The sequence below is a fragment of the Rhizobiales bacterium NRL2 genome, from assembly GCA_001664005.1.
In the GTDB taxonomy this organism is placed as follows: Bacteria; Pseudomonadota; Alphaproteobacteria; order Minwuiales; family Minwuiaceae; genus Minwuia.
On the sequence record CP016093.1, the window covers coordinates 191178 to 213993 of the forward strand.

A 22816-nucleotide genomic window follows, 5' to 3' on the forward strand; every position below is an offset into this window, starting at 1 on the left:
CGGCGATGAAGGAGAAGAAGATGCGGAGCTGGAAGGCGGCCCTGGCCGCGGGACTGGCGCTGATCGGACCGGCCGCCGGCGCCTGGGCGCAGGAGGCGGCGGCGGACAGGCCCCGTTTCTCCTTCGCCGACATGACGGTCGAGGAAGCCATCGCGGCGCCGGAAACCGACCTGGAGATCGTCCGCTGGCCGCGCATCGCGGTCCGCGAGGTGGTGGGCGTGCCCGTCCGCGACGTGCGCGGCATCGGCACGTGGCGCACCACACTGGACCGGGTTCACCGTCTCAGCCGCGCCGCCGACCTGGACGAGGCCGCTTTGGTGCGTGCGCTCCAATCCAGCGCGGATACGTTGCCCGCACCCTATCTGATGGAGATTGCCCGCCGTCTGGTGGCAGCGGAGGCGCCGCGCGAAGGGCTCTACTGGTTCGCGCTCGGCGAACTGCGCACGGTCTATGACGCCCTGCGCTGCGCCGACGAGAGCGCGCGGCCCAACATCGCCGCCACCCTGATCGAGCTTCACCCCGTCACCGAGGAGGCGCGGATCACGGCGATCAAGCAGGGCGCGCTCTATGTCGAGGCGCTCGAGACCGCGCGGGAGAGCGAGGCCCTCTTCGCCTCCAGGGCCTCGCCCTGGTGGATCTGCTCCAGCGGCCTGGCGGCGATGGATGCGGCCCGCGACGGCCGCGCCGTCGGCCGCGACGACTGGCTGAAGCCGGAGAGCGCCTGGCCCGCCGCGCGCCAGGCGACCCTGCGTCATGCCGACCACCGCATCCGCAACACCGTGGTCCGCGTCGGCGAGTAGGGGCCCGGCTGTTGTCATCCCCGATGGCGCCTGCGCCACTCGGGGATCGAGCGAGGCCGGACATCGGCGTCTTTCCGCCCCCCTTCTGTCATGCCCGCGCGCCTGCCGGCGGCGGGCATGACAGAAGGGGGGCGGGGATCTCCGCCAGGCCTCACGCGACCAGCAGCTTCTCCAGATCGGCGCGGACATTGTCGGGCAGCGGGCTCGGCCTGCCCTCGACGATGTAGACCATCACCGTCTCGGCCGTGGCGATGCACCGGTCCTCCACGAACAGCCCGTGGCCGAGCGTCAGCGAGGTGCGGCCCAGCTTCGCCACCACGGTGCCGATCTGCACCTTGCCGGGCCACCAGGCCTGGGCGCGGAAACGGATGGACAGGTGCCCGACGATGAAACGCTGCGTGTCGTCATAATCGGGCAGGAGGTCGGAACGCATGAAGGGCACCCGCCCGGATTCGACATAGCGTGCGAAGGCGACGTTGTTGACGTGGCCGGTCGCGTCCATGTCGCCGAAGCGGATGGTGTCCTCGCTCCACTCGTTGTAGATCGTGGCGTCGGTGAGATCGGGCGTGTTCTGCATGAACGGATAGATAGACCGAAGGCGGGAACGGATGAAAGAACTCGATGCGCTGAGGGCCGAACTGGACCGCTGGGGCGAGGCGGGCCGCGAGGCGACGCTGTGGTGGCGCGACGACGACGCCGAAGCCCCGGACGCGCCCGTCATGCGCATGCTGGAGCTGTCGGCCCGCCACGAAGCCGGCTGTTTCATCGCCGCCGTGCCGGCCCGCGCCGTCGACGCCCTCGGTCCAGCCATCGTCGCCTGCCCGACGGCCGTGCCCTTCCAGCATGGCTGGGCGCATGAGGATCATTCGCCGGCCGGGGTGAAGGGCAAGTGGGAACTGGGCCTGCACCGCCCGAAAGACGAAATCCTGGACGAACTGCGCCGCGGCCGGGCGCGGATGGCCGAGCTGTTCGGCGCGCGCGACCGGCCCATGCTGGGCCCGCCATGGAACCGCATCGCGCCGGAGCTCTACGCCGATCTGCCGGAGCTGGGCTTCGAGGTGCTGTCGACCTTCGCCCCGCGTCCCCGCGCCACCCCGGCGCCCGGCCTGCGGCAGGTCAACGGCCATGTCGACATCATCTCCTGGAAGCGGGGCCGCAGCTTCATCGGCGCGGAGAAGACCGCGAACCGGCTGGCCGATCACCTGGCGCAGCGCCGCCGGGGCGAGGTCGAGGACGAGCCGACGGGCCTGCTGACCCATGTCTGGATCAACGACGAGCCGGCATGGGAAGCGATCGACGCCGTGCTCGCGCTGGTCGCGGCGCACCCGGCGGCGCGCTGGCTGGACGACCGGAGCTTCTTCCAGTGACCGAACCCCTCTTCCGGCCCGGCACGGACGCCGATATCGACCAGGTCGCGGAACTGCTGCATCTGCATATGAACCGGAAGGTCCCGCCGGCGGTCTTCCGCCGGCTGATGGACTATGGCTGGGCCGGCGAGAAGCCCCATGTCGGCATGGTCGCCGAGGCCCGCGGAGAGATCGTCGGCTTCCACGGTAATGTCTACTCGACGCGGTTCATCGAGGGCACGCCGCGGCTCTTCGGCAGCTTCACCTCGCTCTACGTCCACCGCGACTGGCGCGGCCACGACCTGGGCCTGAAGATGATGCGGACCTACGAGGCGCGGACCGACGTCACCTACACCGTCTTCGACCCCTCGAAGCGGGTGCACGGCATCCTCGAATCCTGCGGCTTCCGCGATCTGGACACCCACCGCCGGCTCTGGACGCCGGACGGCCGGCCCGGCGACGTGGAAGTGATCGAGGGGATCGACCGGATCGGCCCGCGGGTCCCGGCGGAGGAGCAGCGCTATCTTCTCGACCACCGTGACATGAAGGCCTTTCCCGTCCTGCTTTCGGGCGATGCGGGCGAGGTGCTGACCTTCTTCCTGCAGCAGGACCGGGGCGATCATGGCTTCTGCCACGACCTGATCTACACCGGCGATCCGGCGAAGCTGGCGGCGATGATCGACGCCGCGGCCCCGCGCATCCTGGGCGACGAGCCCCGGGCGCGGCTGCTGGCCGACGAGCGGTTCTTCGCCGGCCACGCGACGGGCGGGGCGCGCGAGCCGCTGCGCTACCGCCGCATGGTCCGCCGCGCCGATCCGGCGCTGCCCGACTGGCGCGTCGATCACCTCTACACCGAGACGCTGCTGATCGACCTGAAACTCGGCTGACCCGCGTCCCCGGGCCGATGCCTGCGCGCCGCGCAGGACGCGGGACCGCAAGGCCGATCCGCGCATCCCTGTCCCGCTCTTGCCACGCCGCGCACAGGCCATAGACTCCGCCGTCGGGAGACGATGCGATGATGGATGAGGCGACGAGACTCTGGACGCCCGACCCCGAACGCGTGGCCGGCAGCAACCTGGCGCGGTTCCGGGCGTTCGCCGGGCGCGAGGGCGACGGCTACGACGCGCTGCACGACTGGTCGGTGGCCGAGCCGGAAGCGTTCTGGACCGCGGTCTGGGACTTCTGCGAGGTGATCGCCGAGACGCGCGGCGAGCGGGTGCTGGTCGACGGCGGCGACCTCAAGGCCGCGGCCTTCTTTCCCGATGCGCGCCTCAACTTCGCACAGAACCTGCTGCGCCGCCGTGACGACGCGCCCGCGCTGATCTTCCGCGCCGAGGACCGCTTCGCCGAGCGCATGAGCTGGCGCGAACTGCACGATCTGGTCAGCCGTCTGCACCGCGCGCTGCACGCCATGGGCGTGCGCCAAGGCGACCGCGTCGCCGGCTTCATGCCCAACATGCCGGAGACGGTCGCGGCGATGCTGGCCGCCGCCAGCCTCGGCGCCGTCTGGTCCTCCTGCAGCCCCGATTTCGGCGTGCGCGGCGTGCTGGACCGCTTCGGCCAGATCGGCCCGAAGGTGCTGTTCGCCGCCGACGGCTATGTCTATGGCGGCAAGGAACACGACAGCCTGGAACGCGTCGGCGGCATCCTGGCGGAGCTGCCGGAGATCGAGCGCGCAGTGATCGTGCCGCTGCTGAACGATCGTCCCGACATTTCCGGGCTGGAGGGGCGCGCGGCGCTGCTGGACGACGTCATCGCCGAACACGAGGCCGGCGAGATCGAGTACGTGATGACCGGCTTCAACGACCCGCTTTACATCATGTACTCGTCCGGCACGACGGGTCTGCCCAAGTGCATCCTCCACGGCGCCGGCGGCACCCTGCTGCAGCATCTGAAGGAGCACCGCCTGCAGGTCGACGTGCATCCCGTCGACCGGCTGTTCTACTTCACCACCTGCGGCTGGATGATGTGGAACTGGCTGGTTTCCGGCCTCGCTTCCGAGGCGACACTACTGCTCTACGACGGTTCGCCCTTCCATCCGGATGCGAACGCGGTCTTCGACTTCATCGAGGCGGAGAAGGGCGAGATCTTCGGCACCTCGGCCAAGTTCATCGACGCCTGCGCCAAGGAGGGCGTGCGGCCGGCGGAAACCCACGATCTCTCGGCGGTGAAGACGATCCTGTCGACCGGCTCGCCGCTCGCGCCGGCCGGCTTCGACCACGTCTACCGCGACTGGAAGGCGGACGTGCAGCTCGCCTCGATCGCCGGCGGCACCGACATCCTGGGCTGCTTCGTCGGCGGCGCGCCCACCGAGCCGGTCTGGCGCGGCGAGATCCAGAAGCCCCAGCTCGGCCTCGACGTCCGCGTGCTGGACGAGGAAGGCCGCCCGGTGACCGGCGAACAGGGCGAACTCTGCTGCATGAACGCGCATCCGTCGATGCCGCTGGGCTTCTGGAACGACCCGGACGGCAGCCGCTATCACGAGGCCTATTTCGACCGCTACGAGAACGTCTGGCGTCACGGCGACTGGGTGATGATGACGGAGCGGCGCGGCCTGGTGATCTACGGCCGCTCCGACGCCACGCTCAATCCGGGCGGGGTGCGTATCGGCACCGCCGAGATCTACCGCCAGGTGGAGGCCCTGCCCGACGTGCTGGAAGCGCTGGTGATCGGACAGGACTGGCAGGACGACGTGCGCATCGTGCTGTTCGTGCGGCTGGCGGCCGGCGCGCGCCTGGACGAGGCGCTGGAGGACCGCATCCGCAATCAGATCCGGCGCAACGCCACGCCGCGGCATGTGCCCGCGAAGATCGTCGCGGTCGCCGACATTCCGCGCACGCTTTCGGGCAAGATCGTCGAGCTGGCGGTGCGCAACGTGGTCCACGGCCGCCCGGTGAAGAACCGCGACGCCCTCGCCAACCCGGAGGCGCTTGAGCTGTTCCGCGATCTGCCCGAGCTCCGGACCTGACGCTCCGGGCCGATGCCCGCGCGCTGCCGGCGGCGGGCAGGACAGAGGGGAGCGGCGAGCTCTGGCCGCGATCGGGTCTTTCACGCCGAAAGGGCACCCCCTCCCGGTTCCGCTGACGCAGAACCACCCTCCCCCTTGGCCAAGGGGGAGGGGACGGGGCGGGGGATCGACCCATCCATCCAGTCGTCGTCATCCCCGATGGCGCCGCGCCGACCGGTTTCGGTACGCCTACTCCGCCGCCTGGCCGAGCAGGAAGCCGCCGGACTGGCGCGACCAGAGGTCGGCGTAGAGCCCGCCCCGGGCGATGAGATCCTCGTGCCCGCCCTCCTCGACGATGCGGCCGCCGTCCATGACGATGAGGCGATCCATGGCCGCGATGGTCGAGAGACGGTGGGCGATGGCGATGACGGTCTTGCCTTCCATCAGGCGGTAGAGGTTCTGCTGGATCGCCGCCTCGACCTCCGAATCCAGCGCGCTCGTGGCCTCGTCCAGCACCAGGACCGGCGCGTCCTTCAGCAGCACCCGGGCGATGGCGATGCGCTGGCGCTGGCCACCGGAAAGCTTGACGCCGCGCTCGCCGACATGGGCGTCGTAGCCGCGCCGGCCGTTCATGTCCTCCAGGTCGAGGATGAAATCGTGCGCCTCGGCCCTTTTCCCCGCGGCGACGATCTCCGCCATGCTCGCGTCGCGGCGGCCATAGCGGATGTTCTCGGCCACCGAGCGGTGCAGCAGCGAGGTGTCCTGGGTGACCATGCCGATGGCGCCGCGCAGGCTCTCCTGGGTGACGCCGGCGATGTCGTGACCGTCGATCTCGATGCGGCCCGCCTCCAGGTCGTAGAAGCGCAGCAGCAGGCTGACCAGCGTCGACTTGCCGGCGCCGGAGCGGCCGACGATGCCGATTTTCTCGCCGGGCCGGACCTCCAGATTCAGATGCTCGATAACGCGGTCGGATTCGCCCCGGGCCTTGCCGTAGTTGAAGCGGATGTCGCGGAAGGCGACGCGGCCCTCGGTCACCGCCAGCGGCGCGGCGCCGGGACGGTCGACCACCTCCCGGTCGCGGGCGATGGTGCCGATGCCGTCCTGGACCACGCCGATATTCTCGAACAGGCCGGAGACTTCCCACAGGATCCAGTGGGCCATGCCGTGGATGCGCAGCACCAGCCCCGTCGTGAAGGCCAGCGCGCCCAGTGTGACGATCCCGCCCTGCCAGAGCCAGATGGCAAGGCCGCCGACGGCGAAGAACAGCCCCGCGTTCAGCATCGTCATCAGGAACAGCAGCACCGTCGCCAGCCGCATGGAGCGGTAGACCGTGCCGAGGAAGGTCTCCATCCCCTCGCGGGCGTAAGCGTCCTCCTGTTCGGCATGGGCGAACATCTTCACCGTCTGGATGTTGGTGTAGCTGTCGACGACGCGGCCGGTGACCATCGACCGCGCCTCCGCCTGATCGGCGGCGAGCTGCGCCATGCGCGGCACCAGGAAGTAGAGAATGGCGACATAGCCCGCCAGCCAGGCGACCAGCGGCACCGCCAGGCGCCAGTCGCTCATGGCGAACAGCACCACCGCCGAAATGAAGTAGATGCCGACATAGAGCAGGATCTCGCAGGTCTTCAGCACGGAATCGCGGACGCCGAGCGAGGTCTGCATCATCTTCGTCGCCACCCGGCCGGCGAAGTCGTCCTGGAAGAAGCCGACGGACTGGCGCAGCAGATAGCGGTGCGCCTGCCAGCGCGTGCGCATGGCGAAATTGCCCAGCAGGCCCTGGTTCGACATCACCTCCGACAGCAGCATCACCGCCGGATAGACCACCATGATGACAAAGCCCATGCCGACCAGTTCCGGCCAGTGGGTCTCCATGAAGGTCTCCCGGTCGGCGGCGGCCAGCCAGTCCACCAGATCGCCGATGAAGGAGAACAGCCAGACCTCGACGATGCCGACCAGCGCCGCGGTCAGCGCCGTCAGCGCGATCATGCGCCGGAACGGCCTAGCGTAATGCCAGACGAAGCTGAAGAAACCGGCGGGCGGTTTCGACGGCAGCTCAGGGGGAAAGACTTCCTGGCTCCGCTCCGCCCAATTGAAAATGCGGTCCAGCACGCGTGGCTCCCGTTGCGAAGGTCCGGGCTATATAGGGCAATTCCCCGCCAGATCGAACCGGCTTTCCTTCCCCCTGATTCATGGCGGGACCGGCGCATCCACGCGTCCCGGGACCCACGCCTGAGCCTTCCCGCCGGAAAAGGCGCGACCGGATCTGCTCAGGCATGGGTCCCGAATCGGGCCTGCGGCCCGTTCAGGACTCGGTCAGTATGGCGAAGGTCCGGCGACCCCCTCCCGGCGGGTGCCGCGCCGACCTCCCCCTGATCCCAGGGGGAGGTGATGTTCTCACGGATCGCCGGCCCCTCTGCGGCCCGGACCCGGTCGGGTCGTCACCCCTCGACGGCGTTGGCCGCGACCTGGCGCATGTGGTTGATCACGTCGACGCGGGTGATGAGGCCATAGAAGGTGTCCTCGTCGGCGACGATCGCCACCTTGTCGGCGCGCAGGATCGGCATCAGCTCGGCCTCGGAGGCGTCGGGGCGGATGGTCTCCAGCCGCGTGACCATGAACTCGCTCACCGGCTTCTTGAAGTTCTCCTCATGGCCCTGCACGGCCAGCAACAGGTCGCTCTCGTCGATGATGCCGGTGATCCGCTCGCCCTCCATGACGGGCAGCTGGGAGACGTCGAACATGCGCAAGCGCGAATAGGCCGTCAGCAGGGTGTCGCCGGGATTGATGGTGACCACGTCGCCCTCGTCGGCACGGCGGATGATCATGTCGCGCAGATCGCCGTGGCGGCGGCGGCGGATCAGTCCCTGATCGACCAGCCAGGCGCGGTTGAAGGCCTTGGAGAGATACTTGTTGCCCGTGTCGCAGACCAGCGTCACCACGCGCTTCGCCTCGGTCTGCTCCCGGCAGTAGCTGAGCGCCGCGGCCAGCAGCGTGCCCGTCGACGAGCCGCCCAGAATGCCTTCCTTCGTGATCAGTTCGCCCAGCGCCGCGAAGGAATCCGCGTCGGAGACCGTGATCCCGCGGGCGATCACCGAGAGATCGCAGTTCGGCGGGATGAAGTCCTCGCCGATCCCCTCGATCAGCCAGGAGCCGACATCCGTCGAGATATTTCCGGTATTCGCCGCCTCGGCGACGATCGACCCCTCCGGATCGGCGACGATCATCTCCGTCTTCGGCGAGTTCTCCTTCATGAAACGGCCGATACCGGTGATGGTGCCGCCGGAGCCGACGCCGCAGAAGATCGCGTCCACGTCGCCGTCCATCTGCGCCAGGATCTCCGGGCCCGTGCCGCGGTAGTGCGCCTCCGGATTGGCGGGATTGGAGAACTGGTCGACCCAGAAGGCGCCGGGAATCTCGCGCTCCAGCCGTTCAGCGATGTCCTGGTAATATTCCGGGTGCCCCTTGCCGACGTCGGAGCGGGTCAGCCGCACCTCGACCCCCAGGGCCTTGAGATGCTGGATCTTGTCCAGACTCATCTTGTCGGGAATCACCAGGATCAGGCGGTAGCCCTTCAGCGCGGCGACCAGCGCCAGGCCGAGGCCGGTATTGCCCGCCGTCGCCTCGATCAGCGTGCCACCGGGCTTCAGCCGGCCGTCGCGCTCGGCGGCCTCGATCATCGACAGGCCGATGCGGTCCTTCACCGAACCGCCGGGATTCTGGCTTTCCAGCTTGGCGAACAGCCGGCAGGGGCCGGCGTCGAGATTTCTCAGTTCGACCATCGGCGTGTTGCCGATCAGATCCAGCACGGACGAACAGGCGGTCATGGCGCGTCTCCCCGGTCTCTTCCCCGCCGGAAAGCCTAGCGCACGCACCGTGCCGCGTCACGCGGCCGACGGCATCTCCGTCATGTCGAGGGCGCGGCGGAACAGCGCCGGGTCGACATTGCCGCCGGAGACCACGACGACGGCGGTGCGGCCGGCCAGTTCCACCCGTCCCGACAGCAGCGCCGCCAGCGCCACCACGCCGCCGGGTTCGGCCACGATCTTCAGCTCCAGGAAGGCGTCGCGCATGGCCGCCAGCGCCTCCTCGTCACTGACGCCGACCCCCGCCGAGAGGGTGCGCCGGCCGATCTCGAAGGTGATCTCGCCCGGCGTCGGCGTCAGGATGGCGTCGCAGATGCTGCGCGCCGACGGGTCCACCGCAACCCGGACGCCGCCCGCCAGCGAGCGGCCCCAGTCGTCGAAATCCGCCGGCTCCGCGGGGTGCACGGCGATCCGGGGAAAAGCGTCCTTCAGCGCGATGGAGACCCCGCTGATCAGCCCGCCGCCGCCCGCCGGGCAGAGGGCGAAGTCCGGCACGACGCCCGCCTCGGCGCATTGCTCGGCGATCTCCAGCCCCACCGTGCCCTGGCCGGCGATCACGCTTTCCTGGTCGTAGGGCTTCACCAGGGTCAGGCCGCGCTCGGCCATCAGCCGCTCGCCCAGCGCCTCCCGGTTCTCCGAATAGCGGTCGTAGAGCACGACCTCCGCCCCGTACTCGGCGGTGTTGCGCTTTTTCAGCTCCGGCGCGTCATGGGGCATGATGATGGTCGCCGGCGCGCCGAACAGTTTCGCCGAGAGCGCCACGCCCTGGGCGTGGTTGCCCGAGGAATAGGCGATGACGCCCCCCGCGCGCACCGCCGGGTCCATGGCGCTCAACGTGTTGAAGGCGCCGCGGAACTTGAACGAGCCCGTGCGCTGCAGGCATTCGGGCTTCACCAGCAGCCGCCCGCCGAGGCGGTCGTTGAGGCGCGCCGATTCCAGCAGCGGTGTGCGGATGGCCCTGCCCCGCAGCCGCGCGGCAGCGGCGCGGATATCGTCGACCGAAACCGTCATGGCGGGCTCTCTCCCCTCTCCGGCGCCCGGACACCGCGCCGGGCGGTGCTGAAAGTGACGCCTATTCTGCCGCCGTCAACCTGAAGCGCCGGCATCGTTTACCTTTCGGCAAGGATCGGGGCGATAGCATAATGGTTAACGCGTTCAGACAATGGCCACCGGAGCGCCCCGAATGATTTCCGCACCCTCCGCCATCGCCCGCTTCGCCGCTGCGCTCGCGCTCGCCGGCTGCCTCGTCATGGCCGCCGCGCCCGGTTCCGGGGTCCGCGCCGGCGCGGTGCTGGACCGCGTCAAGGCCGACGGGGTGGTGCGCTGCGGCGTCACCCGCAGCGGCCAGGGCCTCTCGGCGATCGACGAGAACGGCCGCTGGCAGGGCATGTTCATCGACTACTGCCGGGCCCTTGCCGCCGCCGCTCTGGAGGATCCGGAGGCGGTGGAGTTCTACGAAGTCAACGACGTCATCCGCTTCGAGGCCCTGGCGGCCGACGGCTTCGACGTGCTGATGGCCAACACCACCTGGACGATCACCCGCGACACCGCGCTGGGGATCAGCTTCACCGGGACAATCTACTATGACGGCCAGAGCTTCCTGGCCCACCGCTCCCTGGGCGCCCGCAACCTGGCCGAGGTCGAGCAGGCCAATGTCTGCGTCAGCGGCGGCACCACCACCCTGAAGAACGTCAACGAACTGGTCCGCACCTATTACCCCGGCCTCAAGGTCATCGAGTTCCAGTCCATCGACGGCACCTATGAGAGCTTCTTCGCCCGCGAGTGCGAGATCATCACCTATGACCGCGTGGTGCTGATCTCCCAGCTCCGCAACCGCGCCAGCGACCCCGGCAACTTCGTGCTGTTCCCCGAGATCGTCTCCAAGGAGCCGCTGGGTCCGGCGGTGCGCCGGGGCGACCAGGAATGGTTCGACCTGGTGCGCTGGACGGTGCTGGCCACCATCGCCGCCGAGGAGATGGGCGTGACCGCCGCGAACGTGGACGAGATGCGCGCATCCGACGACCCGGAGGTACGCCGCCTGCTGGGCGCCGACGGCGCCATCGGCGCCGGCATGGGGGTCGACAATGACTGGGCCGTGCGGGCGATCCGCGCCGTCGGCAATTACGGCGAGATCTTCGACCGTCATGTCGGCGAGAATTCGCCGCTGAAGATGGACCGCGGCCTGAACGCGCTGTGGACCGAGGGAGGGCTGCATTACGCACCGCCGGTCAGATAGGCCCGGATCCCGGAGTCCGGGACGATGAGGGGACGCTCCGTCGCGACCAAGTTCTCCGCGGCGCTGGCCGTGATCGCGCTGGTGGTGATCGGCGCGATCGTCACGGCGCTGTTCACCTTCGACCGCATGCAGGGCTCCTACGAGGCGGTGGCGCGCGAAGCGATGCCGAAGCTCATCGCCGCCTCCCGCCTCGGCTCGATCACCAGCGCCATCTCGTCCACCGCGCCGTCGCTGGCGCGCGTCGATTCGGAATTCGTCCGCCAGGCCATCAACCACCGCCTGGCCGACCACCTGGGGTCGCTCGAAGCGGCGCTGTCGACCTTCGAGCGGCGCGTCGGCGTCGGCTCGCCCGCCGATCGGGAACTGGTGAGGGCCGTCGAATCCCGCCGCGCCGACATGATCGAGAACCTGCAGCGGCTGAATGACTCCGTCGCCCGCCGCATCGTCATCGAGAACAGCATCGCCGAACATACCCGCGGGGCGCTGCGGCTCCGCGCCCGGGTGCAGGATCTGGAGAGCGCCGGGCGCGAGCGCCGCCTGGCCGTGCCCTTCGGCTGGCTCACCGAGGTCGACTGGGCTCTGGGCGCGCAGCTCGCCCTGCCGGCGGCGGAAAGCTCGGTCCGGATCGGCAGGCTGGAGGACGAGTTCGAACGCCATGTCGGCATCGCCACCGAGCGGATGGACAACTTCGCCTCCGTGGCGCCCGTGCCCGAAGAGGTGGCGTCGGTCCACGAGGCCTTCGTCCGACTGGTCGCCGCGACGCGCATCTCCTTCGGTCTGCAGCGCGAGCTGGTGGTCCTGGAGCGCCGCCAGGAAGGCCTGCTGGCCAACAACAAGCTGCTGTCCAACCGGCTCAACAGCGCCGTGTCCGACCTGTTCTTCCACATCCGCGACGACACCGAGCGGCGCAACGCCGACATCGTGCAGCTGGAGCGCGAGAGCACCGCGATCCTGACGGTCGCCCTGGTGCTGAGCGTGCTGCTGATCGGCGGCCTGCTGTTCTTCGTGCGCAACGACGTGCTGGCGCGCCTGTCGAACCTGAAGTCGTCCATGTTCGCCTGGGTCGAGGGCGAGCGCGCGCCGATCCCCGTCGACGGCCGCGACGAGATCGCCGACATGGGGCGCGCCTTCGACTACATGGTCGGCGCGGTCACCGAGCGCGAGCAGCGCCTGACCGAGGCCAAGGAGAAGGCCGAGGTGCTGGCCGAGGAAGCCGAGACCGCGAACCGCGCCAAGTCGATGTTCCTGGCCAACATGAGCCACGAACTGCGCACGCCGCTGAACGCCATCATCGGCTTCTCGGAGATGATCACGATCTTCAAGTTCGATCCCGGCAAGAACGAGGAATACGCCGGCTACATCAACACCAGCGGCAAGCACCTGCTGGCGGTGATCAACGATGTCCTGGACTTCTCCAAGATCGAGGCCGGCAAGCGCGAACTGGAGCTGGCGCCGCTGGATCTCGGCGAGGCCGTGGCCGCGGTCACGCCCATGATCGAGTTCCAGATGGAGGACAAGGATCTGGAGCTGCGCCAGCGGCTGGAGCCGGACGTCCGGCTCAACGCCGACGCCCAGGCCATCCGCCAGATCCTGCTCAACCTGCTGTCGAACGCCGTCAAGTTCTCCCATCCGGGCGGCGTCATCGAGGTGCGCGCCCGCGACGCCGGCGGCGAATACCTGGTCGAGGTCGCCGACCAGGGCATCGGCATCTCGCCGGACCAGCTGCGGGAAATCCTCCAGCCCTTCCATCAGGCGCGCAATCAGTACCAGTCCCAGGGCGGCGGCACGGGGCTGGGGCTCAGCATCGCCGACAGCCTGATGCGCATGCACGGCGGCCGCATCGAGATCGAGAGCCGCCGCGGCGCGGGCGCCACGGTGCGCCTCTTCTTCCCCGGCCACCTGGTGCTCCGCACCGAGACCGAACCGGCGGCGCGGCTGTCAGCAGGCGCCGCGGGCTGAAGCCGCGAGACAGACCGCCGCCGGTCTGAGGCCGAGATCCTCGTCGAGGCGGTTGGGCGCCGATCGGCCCCGGGCGAGGCGCACCCTGTAGACCTGCAGCCCCTCCAGCACCCGCTGCACGTAGTTGCGGGTCTCGTAGAACGGGATCATCTCCACCCAGTCGACGGGATGAACCGCGCCGCTGCGGGGGTCGCCGTTCTCCTCGATCCACTGATTCACCCGGCTGGGGCCGGCGTTGTAGGCCGCGATGGCCATGGGCAGATAGCCGTCGAACCGGTCGATCAGCTCCCTCAGATAGCTGCTGCCGAGGGCGACGTTGTAGGCCGCGTCGCGGGTCAGCCGGGCGGGAGTGTAGGCGAGCGCGATGTCGCCGGCCTTCTCGCGCGCGGTGTCGGGCATGAGCTGCATCAGCCCGCGCGCGCCGACGGGACTCACCGCCTCGACATTGAAGGTGCTTTCCTGGCGGGCGATGGCGTGGGCCAGGGCGGGATCGACGAAGGGGTTGTCGCGCAGGGCCGCGTGCACCGGATAGGCCGTCTGCATCACGTCGGCGCCCGCGGCGAGGCCGATCTTGCCGAGCAGGACCTGCATGTCGGTCATGCCGGTATCGTCGGCAAAGCGCGCGGCAGCGGCGTAGTCCTTCGGCGTTTCGGCGGTCTCCACGGCGTGCGACAGCAGGGTGCGGGCCAGGGCGTTCTGGTCCACCTCCATCAGCAGGCGCGCCATGACCGCCAGCGGCCGTTCGGCGAAGGCGCGGACGCGCGCTTCCGCGACCGGCTCCGGCGGCGGCAGCGCCAGATCCGCCCGGCCCAGGCGCAGCGCGGCAAGCTGGCCGTAATAGGTGTTGGGATGGATCGCCGCCAGCTCCAGCAGTTCCTGCGCCTCCCGCGCGTTGCCCAGCTCGTGATGGGCCATCGCCGTCCAGTAGGCCCCCCGGGCGCGGCTGATCGGCGTGCCGACGCCGTCGTAGAGGGTGCGGAAATGCGCCAGCGCCGCTTCCGGCCGGCCGACGAATCGCAGCGCCAGCCAGCCGGCCTCGAACTCCAGGCGGGCGAAGTTGATGCCCTCGTCGATGCCGTGATCGCGGGCGATGCGGTAGGCGCTCTCGAAATCGCCATCCTGGATCAGATTGCGGATCTGGATGCGCCGCTCCACCCACCAGCGGCTGTCGATCCCCGGCATCGGCCCGGCCTTCGACAGGATGTCCTGGGCTTCGGCGTTGCGGTCGTGGCGGCGCAGATAGCGCACCCGCTCGTAGACCAGTCCCGGATTGTCCTTCAGCGACGGTGGTACGCGGTCATGGGCCGCTTCGGCGCGGCTGCGGGCGAAGCGCAGGCTCAGGCGCGCATCGGCCAGCAGCCAGTAGTCGCTGGGCACCAGCGGCTCCATGCGTCCCGCCGCGCTGCTCTGCCCGTTCCAGACCAGCCGGTCGAGGCGCTTCCAGTGGTCCTCGGTGGTGAAGGCGTCGCCGAAGGCGGCAAGAAGATCCGCTTCCAGCGACTTGTCCAGATCGTGGTCGTGCCAGGCGTGCTTCGCGACGCGGATGGCCGGCAGGCGCGCGCCTTGCCCGTCGAGCAGCAGGGCGTGGCGCACGACGCCTTCGCCGGTCACCGGGGGGTGCCGTTCGAAGTGGGTCAGCGCCTCGCTGACGCCCGCCTCCCGCGCCACCAGCCGCTCCAGCTCGACGCGCACCGCGTCCAGGCTGGGGAATTCGGGATGGGCGTCCAGGAAGGCCCGGATCGCGTCGCGGTCCTCCACGCCCTCGCGGCGGATGCGCAGCCATTGCAGCACCGGAAACAGACGGTCGTCGCGGATGCCGCCGAGAATGCGGTCGAGCGCATCCCATTCGCGGTCCCGCGCCGCGTCGAAAGCCCGGCGGTAGGCCTGGCGGTCGGCGGCGGAGAGCATGGCGCTCTCGCGGCTCTGCACGCGCCGTTCCTCGTTGGCCGGGGGCAGGGGCGCGGCTGTGGCGGCGGCGGCCGTCATGGCCGACAGGACGAGGGCGATCGCAAGAATCGGGGAGGGTCGCAAACAGGGCCTCCGTTGCTGGGTCGAGCCTGCCCGACCATATGGGGACGTCAAGCCGGATTTCGCAGGGCCGTCGCGGCCGCCGCCACAACTCGCCGCTTGCCCGGCCTCGGGCGGCGTCGCTATAAGCGGTCGTTCCGGCCCCCGGCCTCAACCGACGGAGACAGTGAGATGGATATCAAGGGATCGATCCCCGCGCTGATCACGCCGTTCCAGAACGGCGCCGTGGACGAGGCCGGCTTCCGCAAATTCGTCGAATGGCAGATCGCCGAGGGCAGCACCGGCCTTGTGCCCATGGGCACGACCGGCGAATCGCCGACGCTGTCGCATGACGAGCACCGCCGGGTGGTGGAGCTCTGCATCGAGGTCGCCGACGGGCGCGTGCCGGTGATCGCCGGCACCGGGTCGAACAACACCCGGGAGGCGATCGGCCTCACCCGCCACGCGAAGGAGGCAGGCGCCGACGCCTGCCTGGTGGTCACCCCCTATTACAACAAGCCGAACCAGGAAGGCCTCTACCGCCATTTCGAGGCGCTCAACGAGATCGGCCTGCCCATCATCATGTACAACATCCCGCCGCGCTCGGTGGTCGACATGTCCGTGGAGACCATGGCCAGGCTCTCGAAGCTGGAGAACATCATCGGCGTCAAGGACGCGACGGCGAAGCTGGAGCGCGTCTCCCTGCAGCGCCAGGCCTGCGGACCCGACTTCATCCAGCTTTCCGGCGAGGACGGCACGGCGCTGGCGCTTATGGCGCATGGCGGCCATGGCTGCATCTCGGTCACCGCCAACGTCGCGCCGAAGCTGTGCGCCGAGTTCCAGGCCGCGTGCATGGCCGGCGACTACGCCACGGCGCTGGCCTATCAGGACCGGCTGATGCCGCTGCACAACGCCCTGTTCCTGGAGCCCAGCCCGGGCCCGGTGAAATATGCCGTCTCCCGCATCATGACCGATCTCTCACCCCACACACGGCTGCCGCTGGCGCCCATCACCGACGAGACCAAGGCGGAGGTCGACGGCGCGCTGCGCCATGCAGGCCTGCTGAACTAGATCATCGTGGGACGGGTCGTCGCGGAAAACAGGAAGGCGCGCCACAACTACTTCATCGAGGACACGATGGAGGCGGGACTGGTGCTGACCGGCACCGAGGTGAAATCGCTGCGCGCCGGGCGCGCCAACATCGCCGAGAGCTACGCCTCGCCCGAACGCGGCGAGCTGTGGCTGATCAACGCCCATATCCCCGAATACAAGCAGGGCAACCGCAACAATCACGAGCCGCGGCGGCCGCGCAAGCTGCTGATGCGCAGCCGCGAGATCGGCCGGCTGATCGGCGCGCGCCAGAAGGAAGGCATGACCCTGGTGCCGTTGAAGCTCTACTTCAACGACCGGGGCATCGCCAAGCTGATGCTCGGCGTGGCCAAGGGCAAGAAACAGCACGACAAGCGCCAGTCCCAGAAGGACAAGGACTGGCAGCGCCAGAAGCAGCGCCTGCTGCGCGCCAAGGGCTGAGCGGCCTCAGCGCACCAGCCAGAGCGAGAGCCCGGGGATCCAGACCACCAGGATCAGCACGAACACCATCAGTGCGATGAAGGGCAGCACCGAGCGGCAGATCAGCAGGAAATCCTCCTTGAACGCCGTCATGGCGACGATCAGGTTGAGCCCGATCGGCGGGGTGATGTAGCCGATCTCCAGGTTCACCACCATGATGATGCCGAAGTGGATCGGGTCGATGCCATAGGCCTGGGCGATGGGCAGCAGGATGGGGGCCAGGATCAGGATGGCGGCGCCGATGTCGACCAGGCAGCCGACGATCAGCAGGAATATGTTGAGGATCACCAGGAAGGCGAACGGGCTGTCGACCAGGCTGGTCATCCAGACCGCCAGCTCCTGCGGGATGCGCTCGGCGGTCAGCAGCAGGTTGATCGAGAGCGCGATGGCGACGATGGGCAGCAGCGTGCCGAGCAGGCGCGAGGTCTCCACGGCGATGCCGTAGAAGTCGCGCGGCTGCAGCTCGCGGTGGATGAAGATCTCCACCAGCACGGCGTAGCCCACCGCCACGGCCGCCGCCTCGGTGGCCGAGAAGAACCCCGAATAGATACCCCCCAGCAGGATCGCCGGCGTCATCAGCGCGAAGACGCCGTCCTTCAGCGCACGGCCGAGCTGGCGGACCTCGAAGGGGAAGGCTTCGATATGGCGGTTGTGGAACAGCGAATAGGCCGTCAGCACCACGGTCAGCAGCAGCCCCGGCACGATGCCGGCCAGGAAGAGGTCGACGATCGATTGCTCGGTGACGATGCCGTAGAGGATCAGCGGGATCGACGGCGGGATGACGATGCCCAGCGTGCCCGCCGAGGCCAGGGCGCCGAGGGAGAACTTCTTCGGATAGCCCTGGGCGATCAGCGCCGGGTACATGATCGAGCCCACCGCCAGCAGCGTCACCGGCGAGGAGCCCGAGAGCGCGGCGAACACCGCGCAGGACAGGATGGTGCAGACCGCGAGGCCGCCGGGCAGCCACTGGGTCAGCGCCCGCATGATGTCGATCAGGCGCCGTGCGATCGAGCCCCGGGTCATGATGTTGCCGGCCAGCACGAACATCGGGATGGCCAGCAGCACCTCCCGGTTCACGCTGGTCCACAGGTCCTCGATCAGGTAGGTGAGCTCGCCGTCGCCCCAGACGAAATGCACATAGGCCGCGGCGGCGAACAGGATCAGGATCACGCTCTGCCGGAGCGAGAGCAGGAGCAGGACGAGGCCGGCGAGGAGGAGGACTTCCATGGCGCGCGTTCAGCCCTTCGCGATTTCGGGCGCGGGCTTCAGGTCGGGCCGCGCGGCGAAGACCAGGTGGCGCAGCGCCGAGGAGAAGAAGGCGTAGACGATCACCGACTGGAACGGCCAGAGCGGCCAGTAGAGCACGGCGGCGACGTCGTTGTAGTGGAAGGTCTGGGAGACGTAGTCCAGGCCGACCACGCCGAGGCCGATGAACAACGCCGCCGAGATCAGGTCGCCGATGCGGCCGAGCGGGGCGCTCCAGCGCGCCGGCCACCAGCTGTCGGCGAATTGCGGCCTGAGATGGGCGTTGGCGGCGGTGGCCAGACACAGGCCCAGGAAGCCGGCGAAGATGGCGGCGAAGACCGCCATCTTCTGCGAGCCCCAGATGGTCGTCGAGAACGCCTCCCGCGCCACGATCTCGCCCAGCAGCAGGCCGGCCACGACGACATAGGCCAGCGCCGCCACGAGGCTTTCGAGGCGCAGGAGGGCTTTCAGGAACGCCGCCATGCCGGTTCGACGGTCTCAGGCGTTCAGGTGTTCAGGCAGGCCGCCTTCGCCTTCTGGATCTTCTCCCAGATTTCCGGCGCGTCGCCGCCGATCTCCTCGATCAGGCGGCTGGTGGCGCGGGCCGCCGCTTCCTTCCAGCGCGCCTTCTCCGCCGCAGGCAGCTCGTAGACCGGTGCGCCGGCCTCCGCGGCCTTGCCCAGCAGGAACTGCTCGGCCCCGCGGATCCCCTTGCGCAGTTCGTTGACGCGCTTGTCGACGATGGCCAGCGCATTCTTCTGCTCGTCGTCCAGCCCGTCCCAGACCCGCTTGGAGACGGTCACCGTGCCGATGTCGTGGGTGGCGCGGTGGACCAGGGTGAACGGCGCCAGCTTGGGCAGGCCGATCGCCATGCCGTAGACGGTCGACGTGGTGATCGCGTTGACCTGGCCGGTCTTCAGCGCCGGCACCATGTCGACGACGCCCATGGGCACGCCGTTGGCGCCCAGTTCCTCATAGAAGAACTGGCTGGCCGCGGTCGGCGGAATGCGGATCTTCATGCCCTGGATGTCCTCCAGGGTGTGGATCTTCTCCTTCGACGAGGTGTAGCTGTGGCCGACCTCGACCCAGGACAGCGTGACCACGCCGGAGGCCTGCATCTTCTCCTCGAAGATCGGCCGCACATGGTTGTCGAACATGCAGTCCGACTGCTCCGGCGAATCGAACAGATAGGGCGCGTTGAGCAGCGCGAAGCTGGGCGCGATCAGCGAGGTGGCGACGCCCGACTGGCCCGACATGTCGATGCGCCCGCGCACCACCTGGCGCAGCGCGGTCTGCTCGTCGCCCAGCGCCGAGGAGAAATAGGGCACGATCTTCAGCTTGTCCGTCGCCTTGTGGATGTCGGCGACGGTCTCGTTCAGGAACTTGCCCCAGGGCGTCCCTTCCGGGGCCGCGGTGGCGTAGCGCAATTCTGTCGGCTCGGCCTCCGCCGCGCCGGTTGCCAGTATCGCCGCGGCTGCCGCCGCCAGCGCGATCTTGCGGATCATCGTCCGTCCCTCCCTGTTGAATATCAGCCGGCGTTGGCCGCCGGTCCGGCATCTTCGAAAAAACTCTAGGGCCGGTTCCGGCGAATTGGCAAAGACAATTGTCGGACCGGCCGGGGTGACGTCGCGTCAGGTTTCTCCGGCTTGCGAAGCCGCCGCGCGCTGGCGAATATGCGGCCCGTTTCCGGGGGAGGACACGATGCGAGATTTTTCCGACTGGACCGTGGTTCATCTGGTCCGCCGCCAGGCGGCAAAGCTGGGCGAGAAGACCTACCTGACCTTCGACACGGGGCTGGAGCTGACCTATGCCGGCCTCGACCGGCGCTCCGACGATCTCGCCGCCGCGCTGGCCGGCGCCGGCATCGGCGAAGGGGACCGGGTGCTCATGCTGGTGAAGAACCGCGCCGAGTTCATGGTGGCGCTGTTCGGCATCATGAAGGCCGGCGCGGTCTTCGTGCCGGTGAACACCGAGCTCCGTGGCGCCTTCCTGCAGCATCAGCTGCAGAATTCCGATCCGAAGGCGGTGCTGGTCGACATCGACCTGGTGCATCATTTCGAGGGCGTCGACCGCGGCGAGGCGAAGCCCGGCCACGTGGTGGTCGTCGGCGGCCCGCCGCCGGCCGAGCTGCCTGAAGCGCTGCTGGGCGCGGAGATCAGCGGTTTCGACGATTTCGAGGCCACGGGCCGGGGCGGGACGCCGCCGGCGGTGGAGCCCGGGATCCACGACCTCGCCGCCATCATGTACACCTCCGGCACCACCGGACCGGCCAAGGGCGTATTGCTGCCCCACGGGCATTTCTACGTCTGGATGGACCGGCAGCTGGCCAAGCTCGGCCAGACCGCGGACGACGTCTACTACATCTGCATGCCGCTGTTTCACGTCAACGCGCTCAACCTGCAGTGCCTGGGCACGATGATGGCCGGCGGCCGGGCGCACGTCGTGCAGCGCTTCAGCCCGAACCGCTGGCTGGACGAGGTGATCGAGACCGGCGCCACCATCACCAACCTGCTGGGCGTGATGCCGGAGTTCGTCTTCAACACGCCGCCCACCGACCGCGACCGCGACCACAGGCTCCGCATGGTCACCGCCGTGCCGATCTCGAAGGAATGGGGCGCGGCGATGGAGCAGCGCTTCGGCTTCAAGATCGTGCAGGGCTTCGGCATGACCGAATGCGGCATGACCGCCCTGGGCGACGTCAACGAATCGGGCCTGGAGCCGGGCTGCGCAGGCTATATCGACGACGAGTTCTACGAGGTTTGCATCGGCGACCCGGAGACCGACTGGCCGCTGGCGACCGACGAGGTCGGCGAGCTTCTCATCCGCCCGAAATTCCCGGGCATCTTCTCCGCCGGCTACTACCGCATGCCGGAAAAGACGGTGGAGGCCTGGCGCAATCTCTGGTTCCACACCGGCGACGCCTGCCGCATCGATGCGAAGGGCCGGCTCCACTATGTCGACCGCATCAAGGACTGCATCCGCCGCCGCGGCGAGAACATCTCCGCCTTCGAGGTCGAGCAAGTGATCAACGCCCATCCCGCCATCGCCGAAAGCGCGGTGGTGGGCGTCAAGGTCGAGGGCGCCGGCGGCGAGGAGGAGGTCATGGCGGTCATCGTCGAGGCCCCGGGCCAGAGCGTCGAGCCGAAGGAGCTGCTGGATTACTGCGCGCCGCGCATGCCGCGCTACGCCGTGCCGCGCTTCGTGCGCCGGATCGCCGAGCTGGACAAGACCGCGTCGGGCAAGCTGCGCAAGGGCGACCTGCGCGACGCGGGCGTCACGGCCGATGCCTGGGACCGCGAATCCATCGGCTACGTCGTGAAGCGATAAGGGGCCTGCAAACGGACCCCCTCCCGGCCCGCCGACGCGGGCCACCTTCCCCTTCGGGAAGGGGGAGGGACCGGGTGGGGAATGCATTCGCCGATGGGGCCGCGGCGCCTTTCATCGATGTCATGCCCGCCGCCGACGGCGCGCGGGCATCGGGCCGCGGCAGCACGCCGGTGTCCGCCTCTGCCCGATCCCCGAGTGGCGCACGCGCCATCGGGGATGACGTCAAAGGCGGCAACGCTCCGACCGATCCGGCAAGTCACAGCCGCGCAGCGCGCCGGCCGGACCATCCCGCGCCGCGCGATTTCCGGACGCCTTACGGCCGCTTCAGCGCCGCGCGTTCGTCCTCGACCCGGGCGCGGAAGGCGCAGCCCTCGATGTGGTCGTTGACCAGCCCCATGGCCTGCATGAAGGCATAGGCGGTGGTCGGGCCGACGAAGCTCCAGCCGCGCTTCTTCAGCTCCTTCGACAGCCGCGTGGAAAAGGGCGTCGTCGGATTGGCCATGATGTGCGCATGGGTCACCGGGTCGGGCCGCGCGTCCGGGTCCGGCTCGAAGCTCCAGAAGAACCGCGCGAGGCCGCCCGCCTCCCGTTCCAGCTCCATCGCCCGGCGGGCGTTGTTGATGGTCGATTCGATCTTCTTCCGGTGACGCACGATGCCGGCGTCGGCCAGCAGCCGCTCCACATCCCCCTCGCCGTATTCGGCGACGCGCCGGTAGTCGAAGCCGTCGAAGGCGGCGCGGAAGTTCTCGCGCTTGCGCAGGATGGTCAGCCAGCTCAGCCCCGACTGGAAGCCCTCCAGGCAGATCTTCTCGAACAGGCGGATGTCGTCGGTTTCCGGCCGGCCCCATTCGTCGTCATGGTAGGCGCGGTAGTCGTCGAGCCCGCCATGCCAGCCGCAGCGGGGGAGCCCGTCGGCCCCCTCGATCAGGCCCTCGCTCATTGCCGGAACCTCAGCGGTTCGCTCCCGGCGTCCAGAGCACGTCGGCGCGGCCGTCGTCGTTCAGCACCCGGCCAAGGACGAAGAGGTGGTCCGACAGGCGGTTGACGTATTTCAGCGCTGCGTCGCTGATCTCGGCCGTCTCGGCGGCGCGCCACATCAGCCGCTCGGCGCGGCGGCAGATCGTGCGCGCCATGTGAAGCTGCGCCGCCGCCGCGCCGCCGCCGGGCAGGATGAAGCTCTTCAGCGGCTCGAGGCGTTCGTTCATCGCGTCGATCTCCGCCTCCAGGCGGTCGACCTGCGTCTGGACGATGCGCAGCGGCTCCCACTTGTAGCTTTCGGCATGGGGCGTCGCGAGATCGGCGCCGAGATCGAACAGGTCGTTCTGGATGCGCGCCAGCATGGCGTCGGCCTCGCCGTCCGTGTGCAGACGGGCGACGCCGATGGCGGCGTTGGTCTCGTCGACCGCGCCATAGGCCTCGATCAGCGGATCCGTCTTCGCCCGCCGCGAGCCGTCGGAGAGCGACGTCTGCCCCTTGTCCCCGCCGCGGGTGTAGATCTTCGACAGCGTCACCAT

19 protein-coding genes are annotated in these 22816 nt (G+C 69.0%); 9 read left to right on the forward strand and 10 right to left on the reverse strand.

Annotation, left to right across the window (positions count from 1 at the left end; all coding sequences use genetic code 11):
• Positions 1-5 precede the first annotated feature (5 nt).
• The gene (locus tag TEF_00830) at positions 6-800 is read left to right on the forward strand and encodes a hypothetical protein (protein ID ANK79494.1); all 795 of its coding nucleotides are present in this window, start codon (positions 6-8) and stop codon (positions 798-800) included.
• 151 nt (positions 801-951) lie between these two features.
• On the opposite strand, the gene TEF_00835 is transcribed toward TEF_00830, so the two are convergent.
• A complete protein-coding gene (locus TEF_00835; GenBank protein ANK79495.1) occupies positions 952-1377 on the reverse strand; it encodes a hypothetical protein in 426 nt (141 codons plus the stop codon).
• 31 nt (positions 1378-1408) lie between these two features.
• Between TEF_00835 and TEF_00840 the strand changes: the two genes are divergently transcribed.
• The 3 genes from TEF_00840 (at position 1409) to TEF_00850 (ending at position 5114) form a co-directional block, all read left to right on the forward strand.
• Complete coding sequence (locus TEF_00840; protein ANK79496.1) at positions 1409-2167, forward strand: hypothetical protein; 759 nt, start codon at positions 1409-1411, stop codon at positions 2165-2167.
• Complete coding sequence (locus TEF_00845; protein ANK79497.1) at positions 2164-3033, forward strand: hypothetical protein; 870 nt, start codon at positions 2164-2166, stop codon at positions 3031-3033. Before TEF_00840 ends, TEF_00845 begins: the two co-directional genes overlap by 4 nt.
• A 131-nt stretch (positions 3034-3164) precedes the next feature.
• Positions 3165-5114: an acetoacetate-CoA ligase gene (locus TEF_00850; protein ANK83195.1), complete on the forward strand. Its 1950-nt coding sequence runs from the start codon at positions 3165-3167 to the stop codon at positions 5112-5114.
• A 228-nt stretch (positions 5115-5342) separates the two neighbouring features.
• On the opposite strand, the gene TEF_00855 is transcribed toward TEF_00850, so the two are convergent.
• From TEF_00855 to TEF_00865, 3 genes are all read right to left on the reverse strand, one after another.
• Entirely contained in the window at positions 5343-7193 is a 1851-nt protein-coding gene (locus TEF_00855) for a multidrug ABC transporter ATP-binding protein (protein ID ANK83196.1), read from the reverse strand.
• 341 nt (positions 7194-7534) lie between these two features.
• Positions 7535-8920 (reverse strand): cystathionine beta-synthase, encoded by a 1386-nt coding sequence (locus TEF_00860; GenBank protein ID ANK79498.1) that lies wholly within the window; start codon positions 8918-8920, stop codon positions 7535-7537.
• Between the two features lie 57 nt (positions 8921-8977).
• Positions 8978-9970, reverse strand: a complete 993-nt coding sequence (locus TEF_00865; GenBank protein ANK79499.1) for a pyridoxal-5'-phosphate-dependent protein — start codon at positions 9968-9970, stop codon at positions 8978-8980.
• 172 nt (positions 9971-10142) lie between these two features.
• On the opposite strand from TEF_00865, the gene TEF_00870 reads away from it, so the two are divergent.
• Entirely contained in the window at positions 10143-11195 is a 1053-nt protein-coding gene (locus tag TEF_00870; protein ID ANK79500.1) for a hypothetical protein, read from the forward strand.
• Between the two features lie 24 nt (positions 11196-11219).
• A complete protein-coding gene (locus tag TEF_00875) occupies positions 11220-13154 on the forward strand; it encodes a hypothetical protein (GenBank protein ID ANK79501.1) in 1935 nt (644 codons plus the stop codon).
• Here the strand turns inward: TEF_00875 and TEF_00880 are convergent.
• Positions 13134-15140 carry a hypothetical protein gene (locus TEF_00880; protein ANK79502.1) on the reverse strand — a complete coding sequence of 669 codons (2007 nt, stop codon included), beginning with the start codon at positions 15138-15140 and terminating at the stop codon, positions 13134-13136. The two genes, TEF_00875 and TEF_00880, sit on opposite strands and share 21 nt — an antisense overlap.
• A gap of 213 nt (positions 15141-15353) precedes the next feature.
• Between TEF_00880 and TEF_00885 the strand changes: the two genes are divergently transcribed.
• Positions 15354-16232, forward strand: coding sequence for a 4-hydroxy-tetrahydrodipicolinate synthase (locus TEF_00885; protein ID ANK79503.1), 879 nt, complete (start codon positions 15354-15356; stop codon positions 16230-16232).
• Positions 16233-16691, forward strand: coding sequence for an SsrA-binding protein (locus tag TEF_00890; protein ID ANK79504.1), 459 nt, complete (start codon positions 16233-16235; stop codon positions 16689-16691).
• Positions 16692-16697: 6 nt separating this feature from the next.
• Here the strand turns inward: TEF_00890 and TEF_00895 are convergent, their stop codons facing one another.
• Genes TEF_00895 through TEF_00905 form a run of 3 tightly spaced genes read right to left on the reverse strand, consistent with a single transcriptional unit; the run spans position 16698 to position 19480 of the window.
• A complete protein-coding gene (locus TEF_00895; GenBank protein ANK79505.1) occupies positions 16698-17957 on the reverse strand; it encodes a C4-dicarboxylate ABC transporter permease in 1260 nt (419 codons plus the stop codon).
• Between the two features lie 9 nt (positions 17958-17966).
• Entirely contained in the window at positions 17967-18458 is a 492-nt protein-coding gene (locus tag TEF_00900) for a hypothetical protein (protein ANK79506.1), read from the reverse strand.
• Between the two features lie 23 nt (positions 18459-18481).
• Positions 18482-19480, reverse strand: coding sequence for a hypothetical protein (locus TEF_00905; protein ID ANK79507.1), 999 nt, complete (start codon positions 19478-19480; stop codon positions 18482-18484).
• 196 nt (positions 19481-19676) lie between these two features.
• Here TEF_00905 and TEF_00910 point away from each other — a divergent pair, with 196 nt between their 5' ends.
• Positions 19677-21302: a hypothetical protein gene (locus tag TEF_00910; protein ANK79508.1), complete on the forward strand. Its 1626-nt coding sequence runs from the start codon at positions 19677-19679 to the stop codon at positions 21300-21302.
• 313 nt (positions 21303-21615) lie between these two features.
• Here TEF_00910 and TEF_00915 read toward each other — a convergent pair whose 3' ends face one another.
• Positions 21616-22242, reverse strand: a complete 627-nt coding sequence (locus TEF_00915; protein ID ANK79509.1) for a 3-methyladenine DNA glycosylase — start codon at positions 22240-22242, stop codon at positions 21616-21618.
• A 10-nt stretch (positions 22243-22252) separates the two neighbouring features.
• Entirely contained in the window at positions 22253-22816 is a 564-nt protein-coding gene (locus TEF_00920) for an ATP:cob(I)alamin adenosyltransferase (protein ANK79510.1), read from the reverse strand.